Source organism: Xanthobacter dioxanivorans (genome assembly GCF_016807805.1).
GTDB classification, from domain to species: domain Bacteria; phylum Pseudomonadota; class Alphaproteobacteria; order Rhizobiales; family Xanthobacteraceae; genus Xanthobacter; species Xanthobacter dioxanivorans.
The window spans coordinates 5763055-5789055 of the sequence record NZ_CP063362.1 but is presented as its reverse complement, the minus strand read 5'-3'; the positions used below and the strand labels follow the sequence as shown (position 1 = coordinate 5789055).

21 protein-coding genes, 1 other RNA gene and 1 pseudogene are annotated in these 26001 nt (G+C 70.4%); 12 read left to right on the top strand and 11 right to left on the bottom strand.

Going from position 1 to position 26001, the window contains the following annotated elements:
• Nucleotides 1–416 precede the first annotated feature (416 nt).
• Nucleotides 417–1556, bottom strand: a complete 1140-nt coding sequence (locus EZH22_RS26970) for a CmpA/NrtA family ABC transporter substrate-binding protein (protein ID WP_203193427.1) — start codon at nt 1554–1556, stop codon at nt 417–419.
• The gene (locus EZH22_RS26965; protein WP_203193426.1) at nt 1553–2143 is read right to left on the bottom strand and encodes an ANTAR domain-containing response regulator; all 591 of its coding nucleotides are present in this window, start codon (nt 2141–2143) and stop codon (nt 1553–1555) included. The genes EZH22_RS26970 and EZH22_RS26965 overlap by 4 nt, the downstream gene beginning before the upstream one ends.
• Before the next feature lie 179 nt (nt 2144–2322).
• Here EZH22_RS26965 and EZH22_RS26960 point away from each other — a divergent pair, with 179 nt between their 5' ends.
• Both EZH22_RS26960 and EZH22_RS26955 read left to right on the top strand, forming a co-directional pair.
• On the top strand, nt 2323–3906 hold the full coding sequence (locus EZH22_RS26960; RefSeq protein WP_203193425.1) for a hypothetical protein: 1584 nt from the start codon (nt 2323–2325) through the stop codon (nt 3904–3906).
• 8 nt (nt 3907–3914) lie between these two features.
• Nucleotides 3915–4814, top strand: coding sequence for a hypothetical protein (locus tag EZH22_RS26955; RefSeq protein ID WP_203193424.1), 900 nt, complete (start codon nt 3915–3917; stop codon nt 4812–4814).
• Nucleotides 4815–4851: 37 nt separating this feature from the next.
• Here EZH22_RS26955 and nth read toward each other — a convergent pair whose 3' ends face one another.
• Nucleotides 4852–5625 carry an endonuclease III gene (gene nth, locus EZH22_RS26950; RefSeq protein WP_408647651.1) on the bottom strand — a complete coding sequence of 258 codons (774 nt, stop codon included), beginning with the start codon at nt 5623–5625 and terminating at the stop codon, nt 4852–4854.
• Nucleotides 5626–5872: 247 nt separating this feature from the next.
• Between nth and EZH22_RS26945 the strand changes: the two genes are divergently transcribed.
• Nucleotides 5873–6349 carry a DUF2244 domain-containing protein gene (locus tag EZH22_RS26945; protein ID WP_231711171.1) on the top strand — a complete coding sequence of 159 codons (477 nt, stop codon included), beginning with the start codon at nt 5873–5875 and terminating at the stop codon, nt 6347–6349.
• A gap of 10 nt (nt 6350–6359) precedes the next feature.
• On the opposite strand, the gene EZH22_RS26940 is transcribed toward EZH22_RS26945, so the two are convergent.
• The 3 genes from EZH22_RS26940 to aroB all read right to left on the bottom strand — a co-directional run bounded on the left by EZH22_RS26940 (nt 6360) and on the right by aroB (nt 9504).
• Nucleotides 6360–7022 carry a ChrR family anti-sigma-E factor gene (locus EZH22_RS26940; RefSeq protein WP_203193421.1) on the bottom strand — a complete coding sequence of 221 codons (663 nt, stop codon included), beginning with the start codon at nt 7020–7022 and terminating at the stop codon, nt 6360–6362.
• Complete coding sequence (locus EZH22_RS26935; RefSeq protein WP_231711170.1) at nt 7019–7597, bottom strand: sigma-70 family RNA polymerase sigma factor; 579 nt, start codon at nt 7595–7597, stop codon at nt 7019–7021. The genes EZH22_RS26940 and EZH22_RS26935 overlap by 4 nt, the downstream gene beginning before the upstream one ends.
• A gap of 200 nt (nt 7598–7797) precedes the next feature.
• Nucleotides 7798–9504: a 3-dehydroquinate synthase gene (gene aroB / locus EZH22_RS26930; protein WP_203196792.1), complete on the bottom strand. Its 1707-nt coding sequence runs from the start codon at nt 9502–9504 to the stop codon at nt 7798–7800.
• A gap of 332 nt (nt 9505–9836) precedes the next feature.
• Between aroB and EZH22_RS26925 the strand changes: the two genes are divergently transcribed.
• The 6 genes from EZH22_RS26925 (at nt 9837) to EZH22_RS26900 (ending at nt 14073) form a co-directional block, all read left to right on the top strand.
• Nucleotides 9837–9980 carry a histidine kinase gene (locus EZH22_RS26925; RefSeq protein ID WP_203193420.1) on the top strand — a complete coding sequence of 48 codons (144 nt, stop codon included), beginning with the start codon at nt 9837–9839 and terminating at the stop codon, nt 9978–9980.
• On the top strand, nt 9977–10969 hold the full coding sequence (locus tag EZH22_RS26920) for a site-specific tyrosine recombinase XerD (protein ID WP_203193419.1): 993 nt from the start codon (nt 9977–9979) through the stop codon (nt 10967–10969). The genes EZH22_RS26925 and EZH22_RS26920 overlap by 4 nt, the downstream gene beginning before the upstream one ends.
• Before the next feature lie 114 nt (nt 10970–11083).
• Nucleotides 11084–11460: a transfer-messenger RNA gene (gene ssrA / locus EZH22_RS26915) on the top strand.
• Between the two features lie 153 nt (nt 11461–11613).
• A complete protein-coding gene (locus tag EZH22_RS26910) occupies nt 11614–12261 on the top strand; it encodes an SspB family protein (RefSeq protein ID WP_203193418.1) in 648 nt (215 codons plus the stop codon).
• A 25-nt stretch (nt 12262–12286) separates the two neighbouring features.
• The gene (locus EZH22_RS26905) at nt 12287–13549 is read left to right on the top strand and encodes a flavin monoamine oxidase family protein (protein ID WP_231711169.1); all 1263 of its coding nucleotides are present in this window, start codon (nt 12287–12289) and stop codon (nt 13547–13549) included.
• Nucleotides 13546–14073 (top strand): dihydrofolate reductase, encoded by a 528-nt coding sequence (locus EZH22_RS26900; RefSeq protein ID WP_203196790.1) that lies wholly within the window; start codon nt 13546–13548, stop codon nt 14071–14073. Before EZH22_RS26905 ends, EZH22_RS26900 begins: the two co-directional genes overlap by 4 nt.
• 3648 nt (nt 14074–17721) lie before the next feature.
• On the opposite strand, the pseudogene EZH22_RS33170 reads toward EZH22_RS26900, so the two are convergent.
• Nucleotides 17722–17955: pseudogene (locus tag EZH22_RS33170) on the bottom strand (hypothetical protein); the annotation flags it as partial.
• A 164-nt stretch (nt 17956–18119) separates the two neighbouring features.
• The gene (locus EZH22_RS26885; protein WP_203193417.1) at nt 18120–19532 is read right to left on the bottom strand and encodes an FAD-linked oxidase C-terminal domain-containing protein; all 1413 of its coding nucleotides are present in this window, start codon (nt 19530–19532) and stop codon (nt 18120–18122) included.
• A gap of 214 nt (nt 19533–19746) precedes the next feature.
• Here EZH22_RS26885 and EZH22_RS26880 point away from each other — a divergent pair, with 214 nt between their 5' ends.
• Both EZH22_RS26880 and EZH22_RS26875 read left to right on the top strand, forming a co-directional pair.
• A complete protein-coding gene (locus EZH22_RS26880; RefSeq protein ID WP_203193416.1) occupies nt 19747–20256 on the top strand; it encodes a thioesterase family protein in 510 nt (169 codons plus the stop codon).
• A 162-nt stretch (nt 20257–20418) separates the two neighbouring features.
• A complete protein-coding gene (locus EZH22_RS26875) occupies nt 20419–20595 on the top strand; it encodes a hypothetical protein (RefSeq protein WP_203193415.1) in 177 nt (58 codons plus the stop codon).
• A 101-nt stretch (nt 20596–20696) separates the two neighbouring features.
• Here EZH22_RS26875 and EZH22_RS26870 read toward each other — a convergent pair whose 3' ends face one another.
• From EZH22_RS26870 to acs, 3 genes are all read right to left on the bottom strand, one after another.
• A complete protein-coding gene (locus EZH22_RS26870; RefSeq protein WP_203196789.1) occupies nt 20697–21620 on the bottom strand; it encodes a 50S ribosomal protein L11 methyltransferase in 924 nt (307 codons plus the stop codon).
• 64 nt (nt 21621–21684) lie between these two features.
• A complete protein-coding gene (locus tag EZH22_RS26865; RefSeq protein WP_203193414.1) occupies nt 21685–22938 on the bottom strand; it encodes a GGDEF domain-containing protein in 1254 nt (417 codons plus the stop codon).
• Nucleotides 22939–23399: 461 nt separating this feature from the next.
• Nucleotides 23400–25355 (bottom strand): acetate--CoA ligase, encoded by a 1956-nt coding sequence (gene acs, locus EZH22_RS26860; protein ID WP_203193413.1) that lies wholly within the window; start codon nt 25353–25355, stop codon nt 23400–23402.
• A 254-nt stretch (nt 25356–25609) separates the two neighbouring features.
• On the opposite strand from acs, the gene EZH22_RS26855 reads away from it, so the two are divergent.
• A complete protein-coding gene (locus EZH22_RS26855) occupies nt 25610–25981 on the top strand; it encodes a DUF423 domain-containing protein (RefSeq protein ID WP_203193412.1) in 372 nt (123 codons plus the stop codon).
• Nucleotides 25982–26001: the final 20 nt, after the last annotated feature.

Here is a 26001-nt window from a genome sequence, read left to right as displayed (position 1 = left end):
CGAAACAAAAAAAGCCGCAGGACATCTCGACCGGCCGGAAGGCCATCGGTGTCAGCGGCTCTGCTGCGGGTCCCGTCATTGGGACGAATTTTTGGAAGGCACGATCGTCGTTGACCGCGCTTGCCGATATCCATGCAAGCGGGGGGCCAACTGGGGCTGTTGGTTTAAGTATATGAAATTACACTATTTATAATCTGATGAAAATTAGGGCAGGCGCATTTCCTGCTGTCAGGGCGCGCAACGGGGCCATGCAGTTGCATCGATTTTGTGCGTTGCGATAGGCGCGGCGCGGCCTTTCGGCACGGGTTTCGCCTCGTGCAAGGCATCCCGCAGCCGGCATCTCACCCCGCGTCATGCCCGCCTCGTGCGGGGCATCCACGCCGGGCGGCAACGGTCCGCAAGGTGCCCATCCAGCTCTAGGCCACGGTCCTGCCCGCCAGAAACGCCTGCGCGTCGAACACCTCGCCGAATTGCGTCGCCACGCAGTCGGGCTCGGGATGCTTCACCGGAACCGGGCCGACGGCCTGGTCGAAGATGTCCGGCCGATACACCGACATGGCCTCCTGCGCCGCATCGGCGGCGAACTCGCCCTGTCCGGCGGCGACGATCTGGGCGTACATCCACAAGGCGTGGTCGCGCTCCGGCCGGTTGGCGCCGTCGCGGCTCAGCACCAGATAGTCGGGATCGGAGCGCAGCTTGCCGCCGGGCGCGGAATGGAGCCGGCCGTCCAGGGTGCGCCGGATCACGTCCGCCGGCAGGTTGAGGTGGCGCGGCTCGCTGAGAAGCCGCGCCAGGTCTTCATGATTGGTCGCGTCCTCGCACCAGTGGGCGGCGGCATAAAGCGCCCGCACCAGCCGGTAGAGCAGCTCGGGCTCCGCATTGGCGAAGCGGGCGTGCACCCCCAGCACCTTCTCCGGCACCCAGCCGAAGATCTCCGCCCCCAGCACCGCGATGCGCCCCACGTCCGCATCCACCGCCACCGAGTTCCACGGCGAACCCACGCAGAAGCCGTGGATCAGCCCGCCGCGCAGGCTCTCGGCCATGAACGGGGGCGGCACCACGACGAAGCGCACGTCCCGGTCCGGGTCGATCCCGCCACCTTTCAGGAAGTGGCGCAGGAGATAGGTGTGGGTGGAGAAGGCGTAGACCGACGCGAAGGTGAGCGGGTCACGCCCCTCCGCCCGGCGCTGGCGGACCACCTTGCCCAGCGCCTGCGCCGCGCCGGGAGCGGTGGAGAGATCCTCCCCCACCTCGCCCATGGCGGCATAGATGTGCTTGTCGATGGTGACGGCGCTGCCGTTGAGGTTGAGCGAGAACGGCACCACCAGCGGCACCCGCACGTGCCCGAGGCCCAGGGAGGAGGCGATCGCCAGCGGCCCCAGCATGTGGGCGCCGTCGAGCAGGCCCACATTCACCTTGTCGCGGATGTTGGCCCAGGAAACTTCCCGGTGCAGCTCGATCTCGATGCCTTCGGCCATGGCGAAGCCGCGCTCGGCGGCGGCGATCAGCACCGCCGCATCGGTGAGGGGGATGAACCCCATGGAGAGCCGTCTCATCGCAGGAGTTCCGCCGCGGTGATGATGGACTGGGCAATGTCCATGATGCGTTTCTTCTCGTTCATGGCGGTGCGCCTGAGGAGGCCGTAGGCGGTTTCCTCGTCGATGCCCTTCATCTTCATCAGCAGCATCTTGGCGCGGTCGATGACCTTGCGCTCTTCCAGCTGGGTCTTCGCCTCCTCCAGCTCCGCCTTGAGGCGGGCGAAGGCGCGGAAGCGGGAGATGGTGGTCTCCAGGATCGGCTTGACGCGGTCCTTTCGCAGCCCGTCCACCACATAGGAGGCCACGCCCGCCTCGATGGCGTCCTCGATGGTCTTGCTGTCGGTCTGGTCCACGAACATGGCCACCGGGCGCTTCACCTCGCGGCTCACCTGGAACATCTGCTCGATGGTGTCGCGGCTCGGATCCTCAAGGTCGATGAGAATCACGTCCGGGTCGATGGCGTAGATGCGCTCCAGCAGATTGTTGCGGCTCCCGATGCGCAGCACGTTCTCGAAGCCGGCCTCCTTGAGACCTTCCTCCAGAATCGCGGCGCGGACGGGGCTTTCGTCCACGATCACGATCCTGAGGGAGAGGTCGTTCGCCATGGGGCTCCGGTGCGGGTCCGTCTGGGGGCGGTGGAAGGAAAGGCAAGGGTCAGCTTCACCTCACCCGTCCGGATGCCCCGGGTCAAGCCTTGGCGGGCCGGTGGCGTGGACCTTGCCACATTCTCCTTCTAGAAGGCTTGCGACCAGCAGGGGCGCCCGCAGGGGCCGGTGGACCGAACATGACGGTGCGTGGCGAGACAGGCCGCAGGAGCTACGGCGCCATTGCGTTGCGAGTCCTTGCTTTCCTCGTGGTCGCCATGCTCGCCGCCACCGTCATCGTCGCCCAGCAGCGGGGATCGGGGGCCTACCTCGCTGAATTCTCCGTGGCCGATCCGGCCGAGGCGCGCCATTTCGTCACCGCCCTCATGCTGCGGGACTATGCGGCGGCGGGCCTGCCCGCGCCGTCGGCCTTCCAGGCGGAGTATGCGCTCCATTTTCCGGTGGTCGCCCCGCTCGGCGCCCTCTCGCTCCACCACTTCGTCGCGGCCGGCTGGCTGGCGCTGCTCGGCGCCTCGACCCCGGCAGCGCTGCTCCTCCCGGCGCTGCTCGCCGCCCTGCTCGTGGTGAGCGCGGGCTGGGCGACGACACGGAGCATCGGCCCGTTGCCGGGCATCGCGGTGGGATTCGTGCTGAGCGCGCTGGTGCTGCTGCGCGAGGCTTTCATCGTGGTCGGCCTCGACCTGCCGCTTGCGCTCCTGGCGCTGCTCGCCGCGCTCGCCTTCGCCCGCTGGCTCAGGCGCGGCGGCGGGGGCGATGCCGGGCTGTTCGCCCTCGCCGCCGTCGCGGCCGCCCTCATCGCCCCGAAGGGGGCCGCCCTGGTGCTCCTTCCGCCGCTCGGCGTGCTCCTGGCGGGGCGCCTGGGCCGTCTTGGCCGCGCGGGGTTCTGGCTGCCGCTCCTGGTCCTTGCTGCCATCGCCGCGGGCATGGCGCTGCCGGGTGTCGCCATGGCGCCGTCCTCGCCGGACAGGCTCGCCGCCCGTGCCATGACGGTGCAGGCCGTCTTCGGCACGCTGCCGCTCGCCTTGGCGGGCATCGGCGCGCTGTTTTCCATTTGGGCCGGCTGGCGGCGGGAGGACGGGGCGGAGATCATGGCGGCGGCGGCGGCGCTGGTGCTGGCGCTCTTGGTCGGCCTGGGGCTCGATGCGGACGGCGGCCGTCCCGGCGCCATGCTGCCGCTGCTGGCCCCGCTCACCATGCTGTCGGCCTTCGGCGCGCTGCGGCTGCTCGGTCTTCTCGTCTCGGGCTGGACCATCGTGTCCGGGCTCGTGGTGGCCTTCATCCTCCTGCTCGCGGCCATGCCCGCCTTGCTCGAACCGGCGCGCAAGGCCAGCATCGGCATGGATGACGCCGCCCAGGCCTTCCTCGCCCGCGAGGCGGGGGGCCCCGTGCTCGTGGTGGCGGCCGGTCCCAACGGCGAGGCGGCGCTGATGGCGGCGGTGGCGCAGCGCGATCCGGCGCGGCGCAGCTTCGTCGTGCCGGCGGCGCGGCTTCCGGCCGGCGACGCCGGCGCCCTTCGCGCGGCGCTCGACGGCATCGGCGCCTCGGCCCTCGTGGTGGAGACGACGCCGGCCGCGCGGGCGAATGCGGCGAACCGTGTCGCCGAAGCCCTCGTCGCCGCCTCACCCGACCGGTTCCGCCGCCTGGGCACCTTCCCGCGGGCGGATGGAACCGGGCAGGTGGAGCTTTATGCCGTCACGGGCGGCCCGGCCGCGCCGGCGGACCCCGCCGGCGTCCTTCGCCGCCTCCGCGCTCCCGCCTCCTGAGCCCCCCGATGCGCGATCTTTCACATTATACCTTCACCGAGTGGCTCGCCGCCGCGCCCCTCGCCCATCGGCTGCGGCGCGCGCGCAACCGGCTCGTGGACCGCGTCTACGGACAACGGCCCGCCGCAGGGCAGGAGGCGCTGGTGGAGCGGCTGCGCGGGGCGCCGGTCCTCGCCTTCACCGTCGCCTTCAACATGCCGGATGCGGTCGCGCTGCTGGCCGACGCCATGGGCCGCTTCCTGCCGGGGACGCCGCTCGTCGTGTGCGACAATTCCACGGATGACGCGGCCCGGACCGACATCGCGCGGCTGTGCGCCGGGCGGGATCTTCCGTATTGTCCGCTTCCGCCGTCGCCCTATCGCGGCAAGCGCAACGGATCACGCTCCCATGCGGTGGCGCTCAACTGGATCGTCGCCAATCTGGTGCGCCCGGCGGCACCCGGCGTCATCGCGCTCATCGACCACGATCTCATCCCGCTCGGACCCGAGGATTTTGTGCAGCGGGTCGCGGGCCAGCCCTGCTACGGGCTGGTGCGGCATGGCACGGGCAACGAGGCCTGGTATCTGTGGCCCGGCTACAGCGTGTTCGACTTTGGCAGGGTCGCCGGGACGCCGCTCGATTTCGGCACCGACACGCCGCTCACCCTCGATACCGGAGGGCAGAACTGGGACGTGCTCTACCGCACCCTCGACCTCCCCCGGCTGCGCATGGCGAGCCGCCGGCGGGTCTATCTGGCCGACGTGGAGACGGGCGAGAGCGAGCATTTCATGCTCACGGACAACTGGCTGCATGTGGGGGGCGCGGGTCACCGCGGCGGCGGCGCGGGAGCGCTGGCGCGGGTGCGCCGGGCCTATGACGCCGATCCGGACGGCCTCCTTGCGAGCCTTCTCGCCTCCGGTCCGCCTTAGGCTGAACGCCCGGCCGCTAGAGGGTCGCCGGCGTGCTCTAGAACTGCTTGTCCGGCCACCGGCACAGGTCGGCGATGATGCAGCGGCCGCAGGCGGGCTTCACCGCCTTGCAGATGTAGCGGCCGTGCAGGATCAGCCAGTGGTGGGCGTGGAGCTTGAAATGGTTGGGGATGCGGGCCTCCAGCCCCAGCTCCACTGCAAGGGGGGTGGCGCCGGGGGCGAGACCGGTGCGGTTGGCGACCCGGAACAGGTGCGTGTCCACCGCGATGGTGGGCGAGCCGAAGGCGATGTTCAGCACCACGTTCGCCGTCTTGCGTCCCACGCCCGGCAGCGCCTCCAGCGCCTCGCGGTCCTGCGGGACGATGCCCTTGTGGCGCTCCAGCAGCAGGCGGGAGAGCTCCACCACGTTCTTCGCCTTGTTGCGGTAGAGGCCGAGGGTGCGGATGTGTCGTGCCACCTCCTCCTCCCCCAGCGCCACCATGGCGGCCGGGGTCGCGGCGGCGGCGAACAGGCCGCGCGTCGCCTTGTTCACCCCGACGTCGGTGGCCTGGGCGGAAAGCACCACGGCGACGAGGAGGGTGAAGGCGTCGGTGTGCTCCAGCTCCCCCTTGGGCTCAGGGTCCTGCGCCTCGAAGCGGCTGAAGGCCTCGACGATCTCGTCCTCGGTCCAGGCCGTCAGCGTCTTGCCGTGGGCCGCCGCCGCCGCATTCGCCACCGCCTTGTTGCGCCGGGGCGGCGGGGCAGGGGGCAGCGGCGTCTTGCCTCGGCGCGGGGGCTTCGGTGCGGGGGCAGGCGTTGCGGCCTCGGCCACCGGCGCGCCGGCCTTCCCGGTGCTCCTGGCGGTCCGTTTCGGGCCTGTTTTCGAGCCGGCTTTGGTGGCCGGCTCTGCCGCCGCCCCGGGCGCGGCCGCTACGCGGCGGGCGGTTCGGGATTTCGGTGCGGAAGGTTCAGGGGGCTCGATCTTGCGCGGCATTTTTACGGTATACTGTTTCCCGATGCCCCAGGCCAACGACCGAGACACCGCACCCGAGGGGAACGCGGCGCTCCTTGAGGAGCCCGTGGTCTACGCGGTGACGCTTGCGCCGCACCGGTCCCTGTCGCAGCGCGGCTTCCTGCTGGTGATGCTGGGCGTCGGCGCGGTGAGCTTCGTCTCCGGCGCGGCCTTCCTGGCCATGGGGGCATGGCCCATCTTTGGTTTCTTCGGCCTCGACGTGCTGCTGGTCTACCTCGCCTTCCGCGCCAGCTTCCGCTCGGCGCGGGCGCGCGAGCATATCCTGGTGACGCCGAGCGTGGTGGAGGTGCGGCGCGAGCCGGCGCGGGGACGGCCGTCCACCACCCGCCTCAATCCCTTCTGGACCCGCCTGTGGCGGGAGGACGACGAGGATCACGGCACGCTGGACGTCGCCCTCGTCAGCGGCCCGCGGACAGTGCCGGTAGGCCGCTTCCTCGGCCCGGAGCAGAAGGCGGCGCTGGCGAGCGACCTCTCCCGCGCCCTTTCCATCGTGAAGAAGGGCGTCACCCGCAGCACCTTCTGAGCGGCGCGTCTCAGAAGAACGGCCGCAGCGCGACGCCGAGCAGGCCGGAAAACCGCAGCCGCCCCTCGAACGCTGCGATGCAGACGCAGTCTCCGGTTTCGTCAACGCGGGGCGTGTGCGCGATCTGCGCATCCGCTTCCACAAGGTCGCCGGGCCCGTAGCGGCCGGTCTGGTCGCTGAAGCTGCCGCAGAGGATGTGGGTGTATTCGAGCCCGTCATGGGTGTGCTCGGGAATGCTTCGGCCCGGCCCGATGTGGAACAGCAGCACGCGGGTGCCGGGGTCCTCCGGCACATGCACTTTTCCCATGCGCACCCCCGGCGCCACCGGGCGCAAGGCGCCGATGCGCCGCGCGGCGAGCTGGGAGGGCAAAGCGATGCCACCCGGCAGCACCAGGCCGCGGGGCACAGGCAGGGCCGGCGGCGGAACGATGGGTTTCCGCAGCTCCGGCAAGTCGGCCCGCGCCATCACCCGGGCGAAGGCGTCCGAGGCGAGGGGCACCTCGGCCATGCCCTCCAGGAGGGTGCCGCCGACGGCTTCGAGGTCGCGGATCATCTCCCGGCAGCGCGGGCACCCCGCCGCATGCAGGTCCACCACGAGCTTCGGTCCGGCCGGCAGCGTGCCCGCCGCATGGCGCAGCAGGGTTTCGTCGCTGGGATGGGACGAAACGCTCATTTCAGATCTTCCAGCAGGGTGCGCAGCCGGGCGAGGGCGAGGCGCACGCGGGATTTGGCGGTGCCGAGCGGGATGCCCAGCTCCTGCGCGATCTGGGAATGCGGCTTGTCCTGGAAGAAGGACAGCCGGACGATGGTGGCCTGATCTTCCGACAGCCGCGCCAGCGCCGCCCGCACCCGCGCTTCGCGCTCGGCGCCCATGAGGATGGTCTCGCCGGAGGCCTCGTCCACCCCTTCCTCCAGCATCTCGGCGCGGGAGGTCTGGCCATGGCGCTCGCGCCGCTTGAGGTCGATGGAGAGGTTTCGGGCGATGGTGAAGATCCAGGTGGACGCGGCGGCGCGCGCTGGATCGAAATAGGAGGCCTTGCGCCACACCGCCAGCATGGTCTCCTGCGCCAACTCCTCGGCGGCATTGGCGGGGAGCCCGCCGCGCATGAGGAATGCCTTCAGCCGTGGCGCAAAATGACGGAACAGGCGGGCGAAGGCGTCGCGATCCCCCCGTTCGGCAATGGCGCGGATGAGGGCGCTCATGTCGGCGCCCGCCGGCCCGGCAGTGCCCGGGTTCGGCGCGCTCATCGCCGGACATCCGATGGCGCGACCATCCGTGCGCGGCGCCGGGGGCGGCGCGCGGGGGCGAGGAGGAGGCGTGGCTCGACGGCATGCATGCACTCGATACGAAGCCCGGCCACCAGCGGATGACCCGTGCCGTCCGGCCCGTCGAACTTAGCCGAGCCCGGCCGCGTTTCCATCAACGTCGGCGTGACCGGGCTGGCGTCTCAGCGCATTTCGGAAAGAAAGGCGCGTACCGCGTCCGGATCGACGTCCTTGGCCACGAACGCTTCGCCGATGCCGCGCACCAGGATGAAGGTGAGCGCGCCGCGGCTGACCTTCTTGTCCTGGGCGATGAGGGCCATGAGGCCGTCCGTGTCCGGCAGCGCGCCGGGCACGTCGGAGATCCTGGTCGGCAGCCCGACGGCCTCCAGGTGCCGCACCACGCGCGTCACGTCCTGGCCGGGGCACAGGCCGAGCCTGGCCGAGAAGGCGAAGGCCAGCGCCATGCCGATGGCGACGCCCTCGCCGTGCAGCAGGCGGTCGGAATAGCCGGCGCCCGCCTCCAAAGCGTGGCCGAAGGTGTGGCCGAGATTGAGCAGCGCGCGGTCGCCGGTCTCCTTCTCGTCGCGGGCGACGATGGCGGCCTTGGCCATGCAGCTCGCCGCCACGGCGGCCATGCGCTCCGGCCCGCCGCCGATGACGCCGGCAAAGTCGCGCTCCAGCGTCTCGAACAGGGCGCGGTCGCCGAGCAGGCCGTATTTCACCACCTCCGCATAACCGGCGCGCACCTCGCGCACGGGCAGGGTGTCGAGGGCGGAGGTGTCGGCCAGCACCAGCACCGGCTGGTGGAAGGCGCCGACGAGGTTCTTGCCCTGGGGCGAGTTGATGCCGGTCTTGCCGCCGACGGAGGAGTCGACCTGCGACAGGAGGGTCGTGGGCGCCTGCACCACGTCCACGCCGCGCCGCAGCACGGACGCGGCGAAGCCCGCGAGGTCGCCCACCACCCCTCCGCCCAAGGCGAGGACGAGGTCGGCCCGTTCCACGCGCGCCGCGATGAGGCCTTCCACCACCTGTTCGAGCCCGGCCCAGCCCTTGGTCTTCTCGCCCGGCTCCACCACGATGGCGGTGTGGGCGATGCCGGCGGCGGAGAGGGACTCCTCCACCGTCTTCAGGTGGCGCGCGGCGACGTTGCGGTCGGTGACGATGGCGACGCGCGCGCCCTTGCGCAGCGCGGTCACGTGGGTGCCGGCCTCGGCGAGGAGGCCGGGGCCGATATAGATGTCGTAGGGGCGCCCCGCCACGTCCACGTGCACGGTGCTGCGCGTGACGTCGCCGACGGGGAGGGGAGCGGGCTCGGCCGGCATGGGGGGTCTTGCCTCGGGATATTGCTGGAGATGGCGGTGGACGGCGCCGATCACCTCCTCCACCACGGTCTCGTGCACCACGTCGCGGGAATCGACGATCACGTCGGCGAGGGCGTAGGTGTCGCCGCGCTGGCGCAGCAGGGCGGCGAGCTTCTGTGCCGGGTCGCCCTGGGCGAGGAGGGGGCGGTCGGTGCGCTTCTTCACGCGCCGGAGCAGCGTGTTGAGGTCGGCGCGCAGCCAGACGGAGACGCCCAGCGCGGCGATGCCGGCGCGGGTCTCCGCATTCATGAAGGCGCCGCCGCCGGTGGCCAGCACCGAGGGGCCGGCCTGCAGCAGGCGGCTGACCACGCGCTTCTCGCCCTCCCGGAACTCGGTCTCGCCGCGCCGGGCGAAGATTTCCGGGATGCTCATGCAGGCGGCGCGCTCGATCTCCTCGTCGGCATCGACGAAATCGAGGCCGAGGCGCTTGGCCAGCCGCCGGCCCACCGAGGACTTGCCGGCCCCCGGCATGCCGACCAGCACGATGGAGCGCCGGCCGAGCCGCCGCACCAGCTCCGAAGGGCTCATGCCGTCCGCGCGCCTGGGCGGCGGCACGCCGGCTTCGTCCGCATCGGCCTCTTTGCGAGGCTGGGGGATCTTTTGAGTCTGCACCCGCGCCTTCCTTGAACCCGCGTCCGTCCCGTCGCGCCTGTCCCGGCCTCGGTCTTCCGCCCACCGCGATCGTGCGCCCACTACATCGTGCGCCACTGCCGGGCGGGCGCGCCCGCATCGGGGGCTCGTGCGGCTCTAGCACTGGCAAGGCGAGCCGGCAATGCGGTTGAATACGGGCCGAAGCCATGGCACCAGTCGCCGCGAAGGAGCGCCCGAGGCGATTCGCCTTGGGACGGAAGGAGGCCCGGGTGCCGACGCTCATCCGCTTGCTGGCCATTCTCGGCATCCTGTTCGGCCTTGCATATGCGGGCGTCTGGGCGCTCGCCACCAAGGTGGAGCCGCAGGAGCGCGAGCTGAGCTTCACCGTTCCGCAGGAGCGGATCGGCAAATGAACGCGCCGGGCGCACCGAACGCGTCCGGCCCACCGAGCGCGTCCGGCCCACCGAGCGCGTCCGGCCCGCTCGCGCTGTTCCTGGACATGCAGGCGGTGGAACGGGGCGCCGGCCGCAACACCCTCGACGCCTATCGCCGCGACCTGACCGATTTCGCCGGCTTCCTCGCCGACCGGGGCGGCCGGCTGATCGATGCGGACACGGCGGCCATCCGCGCCTTCCTGGCGGAGCTGTCCAAGCGCGGGCTGAAATCCACCACGGTCGCCCGCCGGCTGTCCGCCGTGCGCCAGTTCTACCGCTTCCTGTTCGCCGAGGGCCACCGGCCCGACGACCCCGCCGCCGTGCTGGAGGGGCCGAAGCGTGGGCGGCCGCTGCCCAAGGTGCTGTCCGTGGAGGACGTCACCCGCCTGATCGAGACGGCCCATCGCCTTGCGGGGGAGGCCGCCGGAGCGGAGGCGCCGTCCCGCGGGGAGGTGTTGCGCCGCCACCGGGTGGCGGTGATCGTGGAACTGCTCTACGCGACCGGGCTGCGCGTGTCCGAGCTGGTCGGCCTGCCGGCGGGTGCGGCCCGTGCGCGGGGCGACACCATTCTCGTCACCGGCAAGGGGCGCAAGGAGCGCCTCGTGCCCCTGTCCGAGCCGGCCAAGGCGGCCATGGCCGCCTTCCTCGATGCGCGGCGCGCGGCCGGGCTCGACGCCTCGCGCTGGCTCTTTCCCTCTTCCGGCGAGAGCGGCCACGTGACCCGCCAGCAGGCGGCGCGGGACCTGAAGGACCTTGCCGCCGCCGCCGGCATCGATTCGAAGGCCCTGTCGCCGCATGTGCTGCGCCATGCCTTCGCAAGCCATCTTCTCGCCTTCGGCGCGGACCTGCGGGTGGTGCAGACCCTGCTCGGCCATGCGGACGTGAGCACCACGCAGATCTACACCCATATCCTCGACGAGCGCCTGAAGAGCATGGTGCGCGACCTGCATCCGCTGGCGGACGAATAAGCCGGGCTTCCGGCGCCGCGCGCCTGCGCGGGCCGATGGTCGTGGCCGCGGCGCCATGACCGCGGATGGAAACCGCGGATGGAACCGGGGATGAGTGGACTTTGTCGCCAACGGCCCCTTTCATCGGGACGGCGGCACGCTTATATTCCTTGAGCCGGCGCAAGCCGGATATGGCGATAAATGGTTGTCGTAATAAGCCTTTCGGACCCGGGGGCGGTACCCGGCGCCTCCACCTGAGTCCATCGCGCGTGTTGTTTCCGGACGGCGCGGGTTGGGCTTCGGCGGGGGCGAAATAGGATCGACGAGGGTGTAAAGGGCATTCTTTCGCTCGGCATTGTTCCGCCGTTATCGGGCTAAACTTATAGTTGCCAACGACAACTATGCTCCGGTTGCTCAGGCCGCGTGAGCGGTTTGACGATCGAAATCAAAGTCCTACCGGGTAGCACTGGATAGGCGGGGTTCGGAGGCACCTGGCAACAGAAGCCTCCACTTCCCCTTCGCCCGGCCTGAAGTGGGGAGGATCCGCGCTTCTTCGTCCTGCCGTCCGGATACGGTGTTTGCCGTATGGCCCCCCGGAAGGTGCCCGGAGCGAAGGTGTCCGAGCGATCAGGGGTCCGTGGCCGGACTGGAAATGCTGCGCCCTCATGTCGGTCGATCACATCCGCTACGATCTTCTCGCCCAGGAGGCGCTGCGCTCGGTCGTGCGCCGCGTTCTGATGGACGTCGCCCGAGGCGGCCTGCCCGGCGAGCACCACTTCTACATCTCCTTCGACACGCATGCGCCCGGCGTGCGGATCTCCCCGCGGATGCTTGAGAAGTATCCGGAGGAGATGACCATCGTTCTCCAGCACCAGTTCTGGGACCTCATCGTCTCCGACGCCTCGTTCGAGGTGGGCCTGTCCTTCGGCGGCATTCCGGAGCGTCTGGTGGTGCCGTTCTCGGCGCTCAAGGGCTTCTTCGACCCGTCGGTGAAGTTCGGCCTCCAGTTCGAGCTCGCGGCGCAGGACGGTGAGGCGAGCGAGCTGGACGAGCTGCCCGCCGAGCCGCCGCGCTCGGCCAATGCGCCCGCTGCGCTCAAGCCCGCGCGCGGGGCGGCGTCCGAGCCGGCTCTCGCCAGCGCCCAGACGAGCGTGCCCGGCGCGGCCAAGCCTGGCGCCGTCAAGCCCACCACAGCCAAGCCCGCCCTCGCCAAGGCGACGGAGGCCGAGACGTCCGCGCCCGACGACGCGGCCGATCGTCCGGCGAGCGGCGCGCAGGTGGTGCAGCTGGACGTCTTCCGCAACAAGAAATAGGGCCCGTGCCCGCGGGATCCCGTCCGTGACAGCCGAGACCGACGTGGCGGTGATCGGGGCCGGTGCCGCCGGCCTCGCCGCCGGTGCCCGCCTGCGGGATGCTGGCGCCGACTTCCGCATCCTCGAGGCCGCGTCCGCGGTCGGTGGACGTGCAGCGACGGACACCACCACCCTCGGCGTGCCGTTCGACCTCGGCTGCCACTGGCTGCACGACGCCCGCGAAAACCCCTTCACCGCTTTCGCCGAGCGCCTCGGCTTCCGCCTGGGCCGCGCCAATCCGCCGCCGCGCCGGATGCTGCATCTGGGCGACCGCTTCGCCAGCCCCGAGGAGAAGGCGGATGCGGATGCCGAGGTGGACGCGGCGTTCGACGCCATCTACGCGGCGGGACATGCGGGGCGCGACATCCCCGCCCGCGTCGCCATGGGCCGCGGCGGGCGCTACGATGCGCTGGCGCGCCACTGGCTGGAGCTCATGTCGGCGGCGGGGCCGGATGCCATCTCCAGCGTGGATTTCGCCGCCTATCGCGACACGGACGACAACTGGCCGGTGCTCGACGGTTACGGCGCCCTGGTGCGGGCGGTGGCGGGCGATCTCGACGTGACGCTGGATTGCCCGGTCGCCCGCATCGACCATTCGGGGGCGATGATCCGCCTCGAAACCGCGCGGGGCACCTTGGCCTGCCGCAAGGTCGTGGTCACGGTCTCCACCGCCGTCGTCGCGTCGGGACGGCTCTCGTTCGCGCCGGCGCTGCCGGAGGACCTCGCCGAAGCGTTCGCGGCCCTGCCCCTGGGCTTTGCCGAAAAGGTGGCGATCCTGTTCTCCGCAGACATGTTCGGCGTGCCCGAGCGCACCGCCCTGGATGCCATCGACCTTGCCGATTGCGCCCGCGCCGGCGCCTCCGCCGTGCTGCGGCCGAGCGGTGCGCCGGCGGCCCTCGTCCACGTGGCGGGGCCGGAGGCCCGGGCTCTGGCGCAGGAGGGAGAGCGGGCGCTCGTCGACTTTGCGTTGCGCGTGCTCTCGTCCGCCTTCGGAGCGGGGCTGAAGGACAAGGTGCTGCGCACGCGCGTCACGCACTGGGCCGACATGCCCTATATCGGCGGCGCCTATTCCTGCGCCCTGCCGGGCCTGGCGTCCCTGCGGGCGCGGCTGCATGCGGGGCTGGACGCGCGCATCTTCTTCGCCGGGGAGGCGCTGGGCCGGGAAGCGTTCTCCACCTGCCACGGTGCCCACCGTTCCGGTATCGAAGCGGCCGAGGCCGCCCTTGCCGCTTTGGAGACTGCGCGATGACCGGCTCCCGCCACCCCCTCAGCCTCGTCGTCGCCGTGTCCCAGAACGGCGTCATCGGGGCCGGCGGGGGCTTGCCCTGGCGGCTGCCGTCCGATCTCAAGCGGTTCCGCGCCATCACCTGGGGCAAGCCGCTGCTGATGGGCCGGAGGACCTTCGATTCCATCGGCCGTCCGCTGCCGGGGCGCACTTCGGTCGTGGTGAGCGCCGATCCGGCCTTCGTGCCGCCCGAGGGCGTGCTGAAGGGCGAAAGCCTCGCCGAAGCGCTGCGCCTCGCCGACGCCGCCGCCGATGAAATGGGCGCGGACGAGATCATGGTGATCGGCGGCGAGCGGGTGTTCCGCGAGACGCTGCCGCTGGCCCGCACCGTCCATCTCACCGAGGTGCACGCCGCGCCCGAGGGCGACGTGCACTTTCCCGCCTTCGACCGCGCGCAATGGCGCGAGGCGGTGCGTGAGGGACCCCTGCGCGGCGAGAAGGACGAGGCGTCCTTCAGCTACGTGACGCTGGTGCGCGCCCCCGCCTGAGCGGCGGCCTCCCTCACTGTCCGCCGACGAGGCCGGGGGGCGGGGCAGGTCGCCGAAGCCACGGGTCGGCGGCAGGGTGGTTTCCGAAGGCGTGGGGATGAAGATCCGCGGCGGCGGCACGTCCGCCGGCACGCGCTCGGTGCGGTGGGGGGTGGTCGGCGATGTCGGCCGCGCGGCGGGCGCCCGGCGGACCGCGTCCGATTGCGCCGGTGCGGGCGTCGCGGGCCGGCTGTCCTGACCCCGGCTGTCCTGACCCCGGCTGTCCTGACTTCGGCTGTCCTGGCGCGGCGCATCGGTCCGCCCTGTCGGGCTCGCGCCCGCCCCGGTCCCGGCACCGGCGGAACCGGGTGCGGCGGGAGCGCCGAACCCCTGTCCGCGCGTTTCCCCGCCCTGCGGCGCCGCAGGGGGCGTCGCCGGAGCCGCCGGCTTGGGCGCGGCGGGCGCCGGAGGCGTCGCCGCCACGGCTGGAGCCGGCGGCGGGATCTGCGGTTGCGCCTGAGGAGGCGGGGGAGCGGCGACGGGCGGTGGCGCCGGCCGCGGCGGCTCCGGTGGTGTGGCCGGCGCGGTGGCGGATGGCTGCGCCGGCGGCGTCACCACCGGAGTGGCGGCTGGCGGTGCGGCGGGCGCCGTGGGAGCTGCGGGACGGGCCTGCTGGCGCTCTTCGAGGCGGCGGGTCTCCCGATCGATGGCCCGCAGGGCCACCACGCTGGTGAGGGCGGGCGCGTTGACGCGGCGCTCGGGATTCGCCAGCGGCCCGCGCCAGACGACGCTGCCGCCGGGCACGCCGCCGCCGACTTCCGGACCCTCCAGTTCGACACCGGCGTCCATGGTCAGGCGTGTCAGGTCGAGGGTCCCCGAAAGCCCTACGCGCACATTGCCGGTGGTGGTGGCGCGCGCCGGCGACAAACGGGCGACACCATTGACGACGCCCAGTGTCGATTCGACAGTGGCGAGGCGCAGCGGCCCCTTCAGCAGGGCGCGGTCGAGCATCTGCGCCGTACGCCGCTCATCCGGCGGCGGCGCCAGTGCCTGCGTTTCCGCCAGCACGGCGTCGAGGGCGGCGGGGCTCGCCCCCTCGATCGCGAGCTCGCGCACCGAGAGCGTGCCCTGGCCGGACAGGGTCTGCATCACGCCGAGCACCGTGCGGCCGGAGCCGCCGAGATCGAGCATGAGATTGACCTTGCCACGCGGCGGCGTGCGGGCGGCGGCGGGGGACAGCAGGGCGTCGGCCTCTACCTGCTCCAGGACGATGCGGCCGTCCGCGGCGATGACCTCGCCCTGCCGGCGCAGGCGGAGCGCCGCGGCCGCGCGGCCACCGCCGATGCTGCCGGAAATGTCACGCACATCAAGGTCGGTGCCGTCGCTGGTGATGACGAGGCGCGCGTTGCCGAGGGCATAGGGCCCGAGCACGGCGAGGCGCCCGGCGGAGAGATCGAGCGACAAAGCGAGGTTGGCGACCGCCGGCGGGCCGAGCCGGCCGCTGCTCCAGAAGGCGCTTGCGGCGGTCGGGGACTCCGCGCCGGCCCGGGCTCCGAACATGGCGAGGCTGCGCGGCAGCGAGAGGGTGTCGAGGGCGAGCTTGCCGGACAGGCGTGGCACCGGTCCCGGCTCGATGTCCAGGGTGCCGGTAAGCGGGGCGGCGGCGAGCGATCCGGCGAGGTTGTCGAGCCGCCATGTGGCGCCGTTGCGCGTGAGCAGGAAAGCCAGCGCCGTCGGCACCGCACCATCCACCGCCGCGGCCGCCTGTGGCAGGATACGGCCGAGGTCCGGGCCGTCGAGGCGCATGGCGAGGCTCGGCACGAGACTGCCGCCGGAGATCCGGGCGCTGCCCTCGCCCTGGGCGATCATGTCGGCCATGACGAGGCGGCCGCGCACGTTGGCCTCGCCCTGGGCCAGGGGCTCGATGGACAATTCCACACGCGCCGGCCCGACGCGGGGGTTGATGATGTCGACGCCGAAGGCCGCGAACGCGCGCGCCGCGTCGGTCGCATCCGCCTTCAGGGCGACGCGCAGGGGCACCCCCGCATTGCTGCGGGCGAAGGAGATGTCGCCGGAGATCTGGCCGAGGGTGCCGGCGACGGTCACGTCGCGGGCACCCGCCTCGCCCCAGACCACGGTGCCGGAGAGTTTGACCGGCGCGGCGATGGGCAGGAGACTGGACAGCGCCTGCGCCGTCTGGTCCCCGGCGAGGAGGCGGGCGACCGGAACCAGCCCGTCCGCCTTCGCGCCCGAAGCGCTGATGTTGAAGGTGCCCCGCGGCGTGGTGGAGAAGTTCTCCATGCGGCCGGCGCCTTCGAGCCTGAGGCCGGCGAGGTCGTCCAGGACGATGCGGTTGAGGCGCCAGCTGCCGCCGGTTGCGGCGGCATCCAGTGTCAGGGCGCGCAAGGGCAGCCCGGCGACGGAGAGGTTGCGTCCGTCGAGGCTCACCGACCCGTCGGCGCCGCCGCCGACGGAGGCCGCCGCCTGCTGGAGCGCCGCGATGAGCGGGTCGAGGTCGAACCCGTCGAGGGAAAGCTTGAGGCCGATCTTCGGCGCCTGGCCCGGTTCGAGGGCGGCGGTCGCCTGCCCACGCATCCGGCTCGCCGCGAAGGTGGCGTCGAGACCGTCCACGGCGATGCGCGCTGGCGCGGCGGTCACTCGGCCGGACAGCCGCACGGGTCCCTTCACTGCGCTGACATATTCCCGCGGCGCGGAGGGGGCCGCCCAGCGCAGGAAAGCCGCCGGATCGTCGGCCGAGAAAGTCACCGTGCCGTCGAACCCGTCGCCGGCACGGGTGGGGGTGCCGGACAGCCGGATCGATGCCTTGCCGGGCAGCTGGGCCTCGCCGTTGTCGAGCCGCCAGCCGGCGCTGGAACCGGAAATGTCCGCCCGCACGTCGCGCAGCAGCGTGCCGCCGAGCATCATCTGGTCCACGGCGAGGCCGATCTTGGAGGCGATGTCGGGGGCCGGCAGGGCGGCCACGCCGGCAAGGAAGCGCGGCAGCGCCGTGCCGGGATTGGGCGCGGATGCGGCCGCATCGCCGGTGGCGGTCGAGGCGCGCAGCGCATCGATGTCGAGGCTGCGGGCGTTCAGCACCGCATCGAGGCCGATGGCCCGCCCCAGCGAAAGGCGCGCGGATCCGGTGAGCTGGGCCGGCGTCGCCGCCCCGCCGATGGACAGGTCGAGGCTCTCCGCCAGAACCGCCTCGGGGCTCGCCTTCAGCGCCCCGGACAACTGCCAGGCCTCGCCCTCGTTGCCGTGGCGGGAGAGGGTGGCGCGCCCGTCGAAACGGGGCTTGGCCTCCTTCAGGTCGAGGGTGCCGTCGAGGTCGAGGCCGAACGGCCGGTTGCGCCCGTCGAGGACGACGCGCAGGCGCCCCGTGCCGTCGTCGCCGATCTTGCCGAGCGTCGAACGCAGGGCGAATCGGGCACCGGACGACTCCACCTCGCCATCGAGGCGGAAGGGACCCGAGAGGGTGCGTGCCTCGCCCTTAAGGTCGAGGTCGGTGAAGGTGAAGGTGTGGTCGGAGGCGCGGTCGAGCACGTCGAGGGCGCCGTCCTGGATGTCGAAGCGGGCGATGGAGAGGTCGGCGGCACGGCCGGTGCCGGTCGGCAGGGACAGGCGCCCGGCGCTGTCGAGCACGAGGCGGATCTGTGGCCGATCGAGGCTGACGCCGGTGGCCTGCACCTCGCCCCGCAGTAGCGCGCCAAGGGAGAGTTCGGCGCTCAGCTCCCGCACCGTGCCGCCGGTGGACACCACGTCGCCCAGCGTGACGTCGCGCAGGCGGATGCGCGGGGCGGGCAGGATCTCCGCGTCGATGGAGCCGCGGATGACCACGGGCAGGCCCAGCGCGCGGCCCATCTCGGTCTCGAACGTGCCGCGCCAGGCGTTCCAGTCAACCACGTACGGGGCAGCGAACGCCCCGCCGATGGCCAGGATCACCGCCGTGGCGAGACTGATGAGTATGCCCTGCACGCCCGTCTCCCCGAGACCTTCTCACCGAGGCCCGCCCCCCGAGGCCCAGCCCCTCACATGGGGACCGCTTTTCCTATGCGCAGGGATTGCGATCAGATCGCGACGATCTTCCCCGGATTCATGATGTTTTTGGGATCGAGGGCACGCTTGATGGCACGCATGGCCTCGAGCGCTTCCCCGCCGTGCTCGGCCGCCATGTACTTCATCTTGCCCTGGCCGATGCCGTGCTCGCCGGTGCAGGTGCCGCCCATGGCGAGGGCCCGCTCGATGAGGCGCGCCATATAGAGCTTCGCCTTGGCGAAATCGTCCGGATCGGCCACGTCCACCATGAGGGTGGTGTGGAAATTGCCGTCGCCCACATGCCCGACGATGGGGGCGACAAGGCCCATCTCGACGATGTCCCGCTTCGTCTCCATCACGCATTCGGCGAGGCGGGAGATGGGCACGCACACGTCGGTCGCCACCGCCTTGGCGCCGGGGCGCAGGGGCAGGGCCGACCAGTAGGCGTCATGCCGCGCCTGCCAGAGCTTCGAGCGCTCCTCGGGCTTCACCGCGAACACCGAGGGGCCGCCGCCATATTCCGCCGCCAGCGCGCCGAAGCGCTGCGCCTGCTCGTGGACATTGGCCTCGGTGCCATGAAATTCGAGGAACAGGGTGGGGGTTTCGGCAAGATCGAGCTTGGCGTAGGCGTTGGAGGCCTTCACCTGTACCTCGTCCAGAAGCTCGATGCGCGCCACCGGGATGCCGCTCTGGATGGTGGCGATCACCGTGTTGCAGGCCGCCTCCACGGTCGGGAACGGGCAGACCGCGGCGGAGATGGCCTCCGGGATGCCGTGGAGCTTGAGGGTGATCTCGGTGATGATGCCGAGCGTGCCCTCCGCCCCTACATAGAGGCGGGTGAGGTCGTAGCCGGCGGAGGATTTGCGGGCGCGCGTGGCGGTGGTGAGCACCTCGCCGGCGGGGGTCACCACCTTCAGGGACAGGACGTTGTCCTTCATGGTGCCGTAGCGCACGGCATTGGTGCCCGAGCAGCGGGTGGAGGCCATGCCACCGAGGGAGGCGTCGGCGCCGGGGTCGAGGGGAAAGAACAGGCCCTGGTCGCGCAGCTCCTCATTGAGCCGCTTGCGGGTGACGCCGGGCTCGATGACGCAGTCGAGGTCGTCCGTGTTCACCGCGAGGATGCGGTTCATGCGCGAGAGATCCACGCAGATGCCGCCGAGCGGCGCGTTCACATGGCCTTCCAGCGAGGTGCCGGCGCCCCAGGGGATGACCGGCACGTCGAGATCCGCGCAAATCCGCACGATCGCCTGCACATCTTCTGTGCATTCAGCGAAAACCACCGCATCTGCCGGCTCGTTGGGCAGGTAGGTGGTGATGTTGGCGTGTTGTTCCCGGACCGCGAGGTTGGTCACGAGCTTGTGATCAAGGAGGGATCGCAAGCTCTCGATGGCCTCGACGATTCGCTCTTGAAGCGCGGGCTCGGATTTAGCGGCTGCAACAACCATTTACGAATCCTTAACTTTGCCTTCCCCTTCAGGCCGCGTGGGAACGGGCCGGCGGGCGCGGTGCGGTATGGTTGGGCCGAAAAAGAACAGATTTACCTTGACAGTGACTTTTTTGATTCGCTCTTCGCGCCGATTTTCCAGGGTGACGGATGCCTCGTATCACGGCAGAGTGCTTTCACAAGCGGCAAATTCAGGCAGACGAGGCGAGGCGGCCATGCTGGACCGGATCGACTTTGAACCATTGTTCTTCGCTCCCTTCGTCTCCTCCTCGATGAGGGTCGAAGAAGAGTGGACCGATTATAACGGCCATCTGAACATGGCCTATTATTCACTCATCTTCGATCGGGCGATGGACGAGGCGCTGAGCCTTCTCGGCCTTGGTCCCGATTATGCCGGACGGCGCGGCGCCTCCTTCTTCACGGCGGAGTCCCATGTGCGCTACCTGAGGGAGCTGCCAGCCGATTCACCCGTGCGGGTGGCGCTCCGGCTGGTGGACTATGACGAGAAGCGCCTTCACCTGTTCCAGTCGCTGCATCATGCCACCGAAGGCTGGGTGTCCGCCACGTCGGAGCAGATGGCCCTCCACGTGAACCTCAAGACGCGTCATGTGATGCCCTTCCCCGACGATGTGCTCGAGCGCATCGCCACCATGCGCGCCTCCCATGCCGCCTTGCCGACGCCCGAGGGAATCGGCCGGCACGTGGGCATGTCGCCGCGCTTGTGACCTGCACCGGCCCGGCGGGCGGACGTGCCCCAGGGGCATTTTCCGGGGGCACTTGCGCGGAATGCAGGGCAGGCATGAGATAGCGGCGCTTCTGCTGCAGTGCGGCGCATCGTATATTGCGCTGCATCAAGGGTCCGCAGGACCATATGCAGGAGGCCTCTCATGAGCGCCGTCACTTATACCACCAAGACTTTCGCGTCCGCGCCGAAGGCTGCCGTCGCCCCGAAGAAGGGCTTTTTTGCCCGCTTGATGGAAGCCATCGTCGCTGCTCGCATGGAGCAGGCCGAGCGTGAACTTGCCCGCTACGTGCAGCTTAACGGCCGCGATCCCATCGCCTGAATTCACGATCGAAGCCGGATGCGCCCGGGCCGTCATGGGCCGGGCGGATCGGCGGCAGGTGCGCGACTGTCGCGTGACGAGTTCTCCGTCCGCAGCGGCGATCAGGATGCGACGTGACGGTGCGGCCGTTGTGCCCGCACCGCGAGGGTGAGCGTCGTCCACCCCTCGATGTTCCGCCGCGAGACCAGCCGCAGGCCCTGCGCCCGGTAGGCGGCCAGCGCCGCGGGCGCCTGCGACGTCAGCAATCCTGACAAGACGATGCGGCCGCCGGGCGCAAGCAGCGCCCGCAGCGGCCGTGCCAGCCGCTTCAGCGGCGGCAGCAGGATATTGGCGAGGATGAGGTCGTAGGGCCCGTTGTCGCGCAGCGCCCGCGCCTCGGCTCCGGCGGCATGGAGCATCAGCACGCCAGGCGCCCTGTTGGCCCGCGCATTGGCCCGCGCCGTGCGGACTGCCACCACATCGATATCGCTGCCCACCACCTTCGTGTGAAAGCGCCGCTCCGCCGCGATGGCGAGCACGCCGGTACCCGTGCCCACATCCAGCACATGCCTTGGCCGGCCGCGCCGGGCGGCATCGACGATGGCGTGCAGACAGCCCTGCGTGGTGCCGTGATGACCGGTGCCGAAGGCGAGGGCGGCCTCGATCTCGATGCCGACGCGGTTCGGCCCGACCTTTGCGCGGTCGTGGGCGCCGTGCACCACGAACGGGCCCACCGTCACCGGGACGAGCCCCTCGAGGCTGGCCGCCACCCAGTCCTTCTCCTCCACATCGCCAAAGGTGACCGTCGCGGCGATGGCGGGCCCCGCGGCCGCCTCCACCAGTTCGCGGAGCATCTCGGCATCGAAGGCGGCGCCGGCGAACACCTCCACCACCCAGTCATCCTCGGCCTGCTCGAAATTGGCCACCGCCACCTCGGCGGGATCGAAGGATTCCGAGATGAGGTCGGCGATGCGCTGGGCCGGGATCCGCGGGGCGGCGACCCGCATCACATGGGTGGCATCGTTCGGGGGCAGGCCTTCGAGCATGGGCGGCGGATCATCCGTGAGAGGCATTGGTCGTCGGCGCGGTCATGGACGCAGGCCAGGCCGGTCATACGGCCTGTATGCCGATGACCCGGTCGCGCCCGGCCGCCTTGGCCACATAAAGGCGCTTGTCGGCCGCGTCGAGCAGTTCCGTCAAGCTCTCTCCATCCCGGGGCGAGGTGGCGACCCCGATGGAGAGGGTCTGCTGCGGCACGCCGGCCGGCAGCGCCGCATCCTTGATGCGCTGCGACAGCATGGTGGCGACCTGGAGCGCGTTCGCATGGGACACGCCGGGGGCGAACACCGCGAATTCGTCGCCGCCGTAGCGCACCACGTAGTCCCCCTGGCGCAGGCCATCGGTGAGGGTCTCCGCCAGGATGCGCAGCACCTCGTCGCCGGTGGGGTGTCCGTGCTGGTCGTTCACGTCCTTGAAATCGTCCACGTCAATCAGCAGCAGGCTCACCGGGCGCCCGGTGGTCTTCGCGACGGCGAGCAGGTCGCGCCCCAGCGGTTCGAGCTGGCCACGGTGCAGCACCTTCGTAAGGGCGTCGCGGCGGGAGATGGCCTCCAGCTGCTCGTAGCGCTGGCGGTAGGTGAGCGCGTCGAAGATGTCCGAGAGGCGCCGGACCGGTCCCGTTCCCACATTCTCGAAGCGGCTGAGATAGTGGGTCAGCATCAGCGCATAGAAGCCGGCGGCGACGATCTTGCCCGCCCAACCCCCGAAGCCCGCGGTGAAAGGAACGCCCATGGCAAGGTGGAGCGCTGCGAAGAAGCCCGCCTGGTCGAAGGTGAGCACGATGGCGAACGTGGTCCATATGGTGAGGATGGGCCAGCGGCGGAGCCGGGGCGTCAGGTGCTCGTAGATCAGGATCATGGCGATGCAGTCGATGAACAGCAGCACCGTGCTCCACACCATCAGCGCGCCCAGCTGGTCCATGAACGACAGGTCCCCGGGCGTGCCCGGCGCCGGCACGACCCCATGCTGGCGCAGCAGGGCGACGAGGGCGATCAGCAGCAGGTTGCCGAGGAGGAGGCCGTAGATCGGCTGGCGTGCGACCCGCGCGTCTTCGCGGATATAGACCAGCAGCAGGAGGGCGAGCTTGCCGGAGAAAAGGACCACCGAGCCGGGAGAGAGCGAGATGCCGAACGGCATCTGCACGTAATAGGCGGCGGCGAGGTAGGTCTCCATGAAATGGAGCGTGCCCAGGGCGCAGAAGAAAACGCCGATTCCCAGCGTCTGGCGCAGCCGGAACAGCGCGAGCATGGCTCCGAAATAGACCAGCATCTCGGCGAGAAGCAGGATGATGTTGGAGGCGGCCATGGGGATTGAAATTGCCCGTGTGCCGGGTGTCCTCCGGCTGTCGGATGGTTGGATCTGACGCAATGTGCGACGCGCGCACGCTGCATCCACATGGTATCCGGGGTGCGGCGCAATTGGGACCATGTAAATGCGCCGGGGCTCGCGAACCTCGATGCGAGGAGCATGATACCTCGGTACGCGGCCGTTTGCGAGAGGATGAGGATGCGCTGCGGAGCTTTTGCGCGCGCGGTGCTCGGGTGGTTGTGACGGATGGGGACACGCCGGCGGGGGCGGTCGGGGAATGAAATAAGCCGGGGATGTCGGGGGAGGGAAGGCGCCGCGACCGTGCCAGGTGGGATCTTTGTCTCCCCCTCATCGGGTCCTGGTCGAACCGATCCGCAATCCGTTCGCGTTCCCTTGAATGGACCGGCGAGTGTGCTGCTCGGGTTGATCCAACCCGAGCGGCTTTCCGCTTCCGGCCGTCAGGCGGCGGCGTCGCGCTTGTTCTGGCGGTTGCTGATCAGATCCTCCACCACGCCGGGATCGGCGAGGGTCGAGGTGTCGCCGAGGCTCTCGAACTGGTCCTCGGCGATCTTGCGCAGGATGCGGCGCATGATCTTGCCCGAACGCGTCTTGGGCAGGCCGGGCGCGAACTGGATCAGGTCCGGGGAGGCGATGGGGCCGATCTCGCGGCGGACCCAGCCCACCAGTTCCTTGCGCAATTCCTCGGTGGGCTCCACGCCCTCCATCAGGGTGACATAGGCGTAGATGCCCTGTCCCTTGATGTCGTGCGGGAAGCCCACGACCGCCGCTTCCGACACCTTCGGATGGGCGACGAGGGCGCTCTCCACTTCGGCCGTGCCCATGCGGTGGCCCGACACGTTGATCACGTCGTCCACGCGGCCGGTGATCCAGTAGAAGCCATCCGCGTCGCGGCGGCAGCCGTCGCCGGTGAAGTACTTGCCGGGATAGGTGGAGAAATAGGTCTGTTCGAAGCGCTCGTGGTCGCCGTAGACCGTGCGCATCTGGCCGGGCCAGCTGTCGGCGATCACGAGGTTGCCCTCGCAGGGGCCCTCCAGCACCTTGCCTTCCGCGTCCACCACTTCCGGCAGCACGCCGAAGAAGGGCAGGGTCGCCGAGCCGGGCTTCAGCTTCGTGGCGCCCGGCAGCGGGGTGATGAGGATGCCGCCCGTCTCCGTCTGCCACCAGGTGTCGACGATGGGGCAGCGCTCCTCGCCCACCACGCGGTAGTACCACTCCCAGGCTTCAGGATTGATCGGCTCGCCCACCGAGCCGAGCAGGCGCAGGGAGGCGCGCGACGTCCGCTTCACCGGTTCCTCGCCCGCCTGCATCAGCGAGCGGATGGCGGTGGGCGCGGTGTAGAAGATGTTCACCTTGTGCTTGTCGACCACGTCCCAGAAGCGGGACACGGTGGGATAGTTGGGGATGCCCTCGAACATCAGGGTGGTGGCGCCGTTCGCGAGCGGGCCGTAGACGATGTAGGAATGGCCCGTCACCCAGCCCACGTCGGCCGTGCACCAGTAGATGTCGCCGGGGTGATAGTCGAAGATGTACTGGTGCGTCATGGACGCATAGACGAGATAGCCCGCGGTGGTGTGCAGCACGCCCTTCGGCTTGCCGGTGGAGCCGGAGGTGTAGAGGATGAACAGCGGATCCTCCGCATTCATCGGCTCGGCCGGGCATTCGTCCGTCACCATGGCGACGGCTTCGTCGTAGTAGACGTCGCGGCCGGGGGTCATGTCCACCTTGCCGCCGGTGCGGCGCACCACGATCACGTGGTCCACGCCGCCGTCGATCTGGTCGATGGCCGCATCCACATTGGCCTTCAGCGGCACCTTGCGGCCGCCGCGCAGGCCCTCGTCGGCGGTGATGAGGCACTTGGAGCCGCAGTCGGAGACGCGGCCGGCGAGGCTGTCCGGGGAGAAGCCGCCGAACACGATGGAATGGATGGCGCCGAGCCGCGCGCAGGCCAGCATGGCGAAGGCCGCCTCGGGGATCATCGGCAGGTAGATGGTGACGCGGTCGCCCTTCTCCACGCCGCGGTTGCGCAGCACGTTGGCAAGCTTGTTCACCTCGCCGTAGAGCTCGCGGTAGGTGATGTTGCGGCTCTCGTCCGGGCTGTCGCCTTCCCAGATGATGGCGACCTGGTCGCCGCGTTCGTCCAGATGACGGTCGACGCAGTTGTAGGCGACGTTGGTGACCCCGTCCTCGAACCACTTGATGGATACGTGGCCCGGATCGAACGAGGTGTTCTTCACCTTGGTGAAGGGATCGAACCAGTCGATGCGCTTGCCGTGCTCGCCCCAGAAGGCATCGGGGTCGTTCACGGAGGCGGCGTACATGGACTGATAGTGCGCGTCGTCCACGTATGCCTTCTGAGCCCAGGCGGACGGAACGTCATAGACCTTGTCGGACATGCTCTTGCCTCCCTCGCGCGGGCGCGTCCCCGCCATCCTTAATTCGTAGCGGAATTTCCCGCTTTGATTGGGCCGGATTATGGGGAGAGGGATGACGCTCCACAAGGCACCGTCCGGGCAGACTTTGGGCGCATAACCCTTCGTCGCGCCGCGGTGCCCGGATGCTCCCCCATGCCGCACGTCTCCGGCCTGTCGCCCGCCGTCGCGCGGCCCTATAGACGGCTCTCGATCCGCTCTGCGTTCGAGGCGCCGCCATGGACCCCTGGACCCGTATCCTGCTTTTCCTCGCCGGCCTCATGGGAGCGGCGGGCGTCGCAGTTGCCGCCGCTGCCGCCCATATGGGCGGCGGGGACAATCTCGTCACCTCCGCCCACTTCCTTCTGTTTCACGCCACGGCCCTTGCCGGCCTTCTCGCCGTGGGCCTCCAGCTCGGCCGGGGGCGGATCGCGCTCCAAGCGGGCGCGAGCGCCATCGCCCTCGGCGCAGTGTTGTTTTCAGGCGATCTGGCGATGCGCGCCTTGATGGAGGTCAAGCTCCTGGGCGGAAGCGCGCCTTTCGGCGGCACCCTGATGATGGCCGGGTGGCTCATCGTGGCCGGCGCGGCGCTGTTTGCACGGAAGGCGTGAGGCGGACGTCCGCCCTGGTC

Excerpts from the sequence above, each read along its gene's own strand:
- EZH22_RS26970 (WP_203193427.1), bottom strand. The coding sequence starts at position 1,556 with ATGAGACGGCTCTCCATGGGGTTCATCCCCCTCACCGATGCGGCGGTG.
- EZH22_RS26965 (WP_203193426.1), bottom strand. The coding sequence starts at position 2,143 with ATGGCGAACGACCTCTCCCTCAGGATCGTGATCGTGGACGAAAGCCCC.
- EZH22_RS26960 (WP_203193425.1), top strand. The coding sequence starts at position 2,323 with ATGACGGTGCGTGGCGAGACAGGCCGCAGGAGCTACGGCGCCATTGCG.
- EZH22_RS26955 (WP_203193424.1), top strand. The coding sequence starts at position 3,915 with ATGCGCGATCTTTCACATTATACCTTCACCGAGTGGCTCGCCGCCGCG.
- EZH22_RS26940 (WP_203193421.1), bottom strand. The coding sequence starts at position 7,022 with ATGAGCGTTTCGTCCCATCCCAGCGACGAAACCCTGCTGCGCCATGCG.
- EZH22_RS26935 (WP_231711170.1), bottom strand. The coding sequence starts at position 7,597 with ATGAGCGCGCCGAACCCGGGCACTGCCGGGCCGGCGGGCGCCGACATG.
- aroB (WP_203196792.1), bottom strand. The coding sequence starts at position 9,504 with ATGAGCCCTTCGGAGCTGGTGCGGCGGCTCGGCCGGCGCTCCATCGTG.
- EZH22_RS26920 (WP_203193419.1), top strand. The coding sequence starts at position 9,977 with ATGAACGCGCCGGGCGCACCGAACGCGTCCGGCCCACCGAGCGCGTCC.
- EZH22_RS26910 (WP_203193418.1), top strand. The coding sequence starts at position 11,614 with ATGTCGGTCGATCACATCCGCTACGATCTTCTCGCCCAGGAGGCGCTG.
- EZH22_RS26900 (WP_203196790.1), top strand. The coding sequence starts at position 13,546 with ATGACCGGCTCCCGCCACCCCCTCAGCCTCGTCGTCGCCGTGTCCCAG.
- EZH22_RS26885 (WP_203193417.1), bottom strand. The coding sequence starts at position 19,532 with ATGGTTGTTGCAGCCGCTAAATCCGAGCCCGCGCTTCAAGAGCGAATC.
- EZH22_RS26880 (WP_203193416.1), top strand. The coding sequence starts at position 19,747 with ATGCTGGACCGGATCGACTTTGAACCATTGTTCTTCGCTCCCTTCGTC.
- EZH22_RS26875 (WP_203193415.1), top strand. The coding sequence starts at position 20,419 with ATGAGCGCCGTCACTTATACCACCAAGACTTTCGCGTCCGCGCCGAAG.
- EZH22_RS26870 (WP_203196789.1), bottom strand. The coding sequence starts at position 21,620 with ATGCTCGAAGGCCTGCCCCCGAACGATGCCACCCATGTGATGCGGGTC.
- EZH22_RS26865 (WP_203193414.1), bottom strand. The coding sequence starts at position 22,938 with ATGGCCGCCTCCAACATCATCCTGCTTCTCGCCGAGATGCTGGTCTAT.
- acs (WP_203193413.1), bottom strand. The coding sequence starts at position 25,355 with ATGTCCGACAAGGTCTATGACGTTCCGTCCGCCTGGGCTCAGAAGGCA.
- EZH22_RS26855 (WP_203193412.1), top strand. The coding sequence starts at position 25,610 with ATGGACCCCTGGACCCGTATCCTGCTTTTCCTCGCCGGCCTCATGGGA.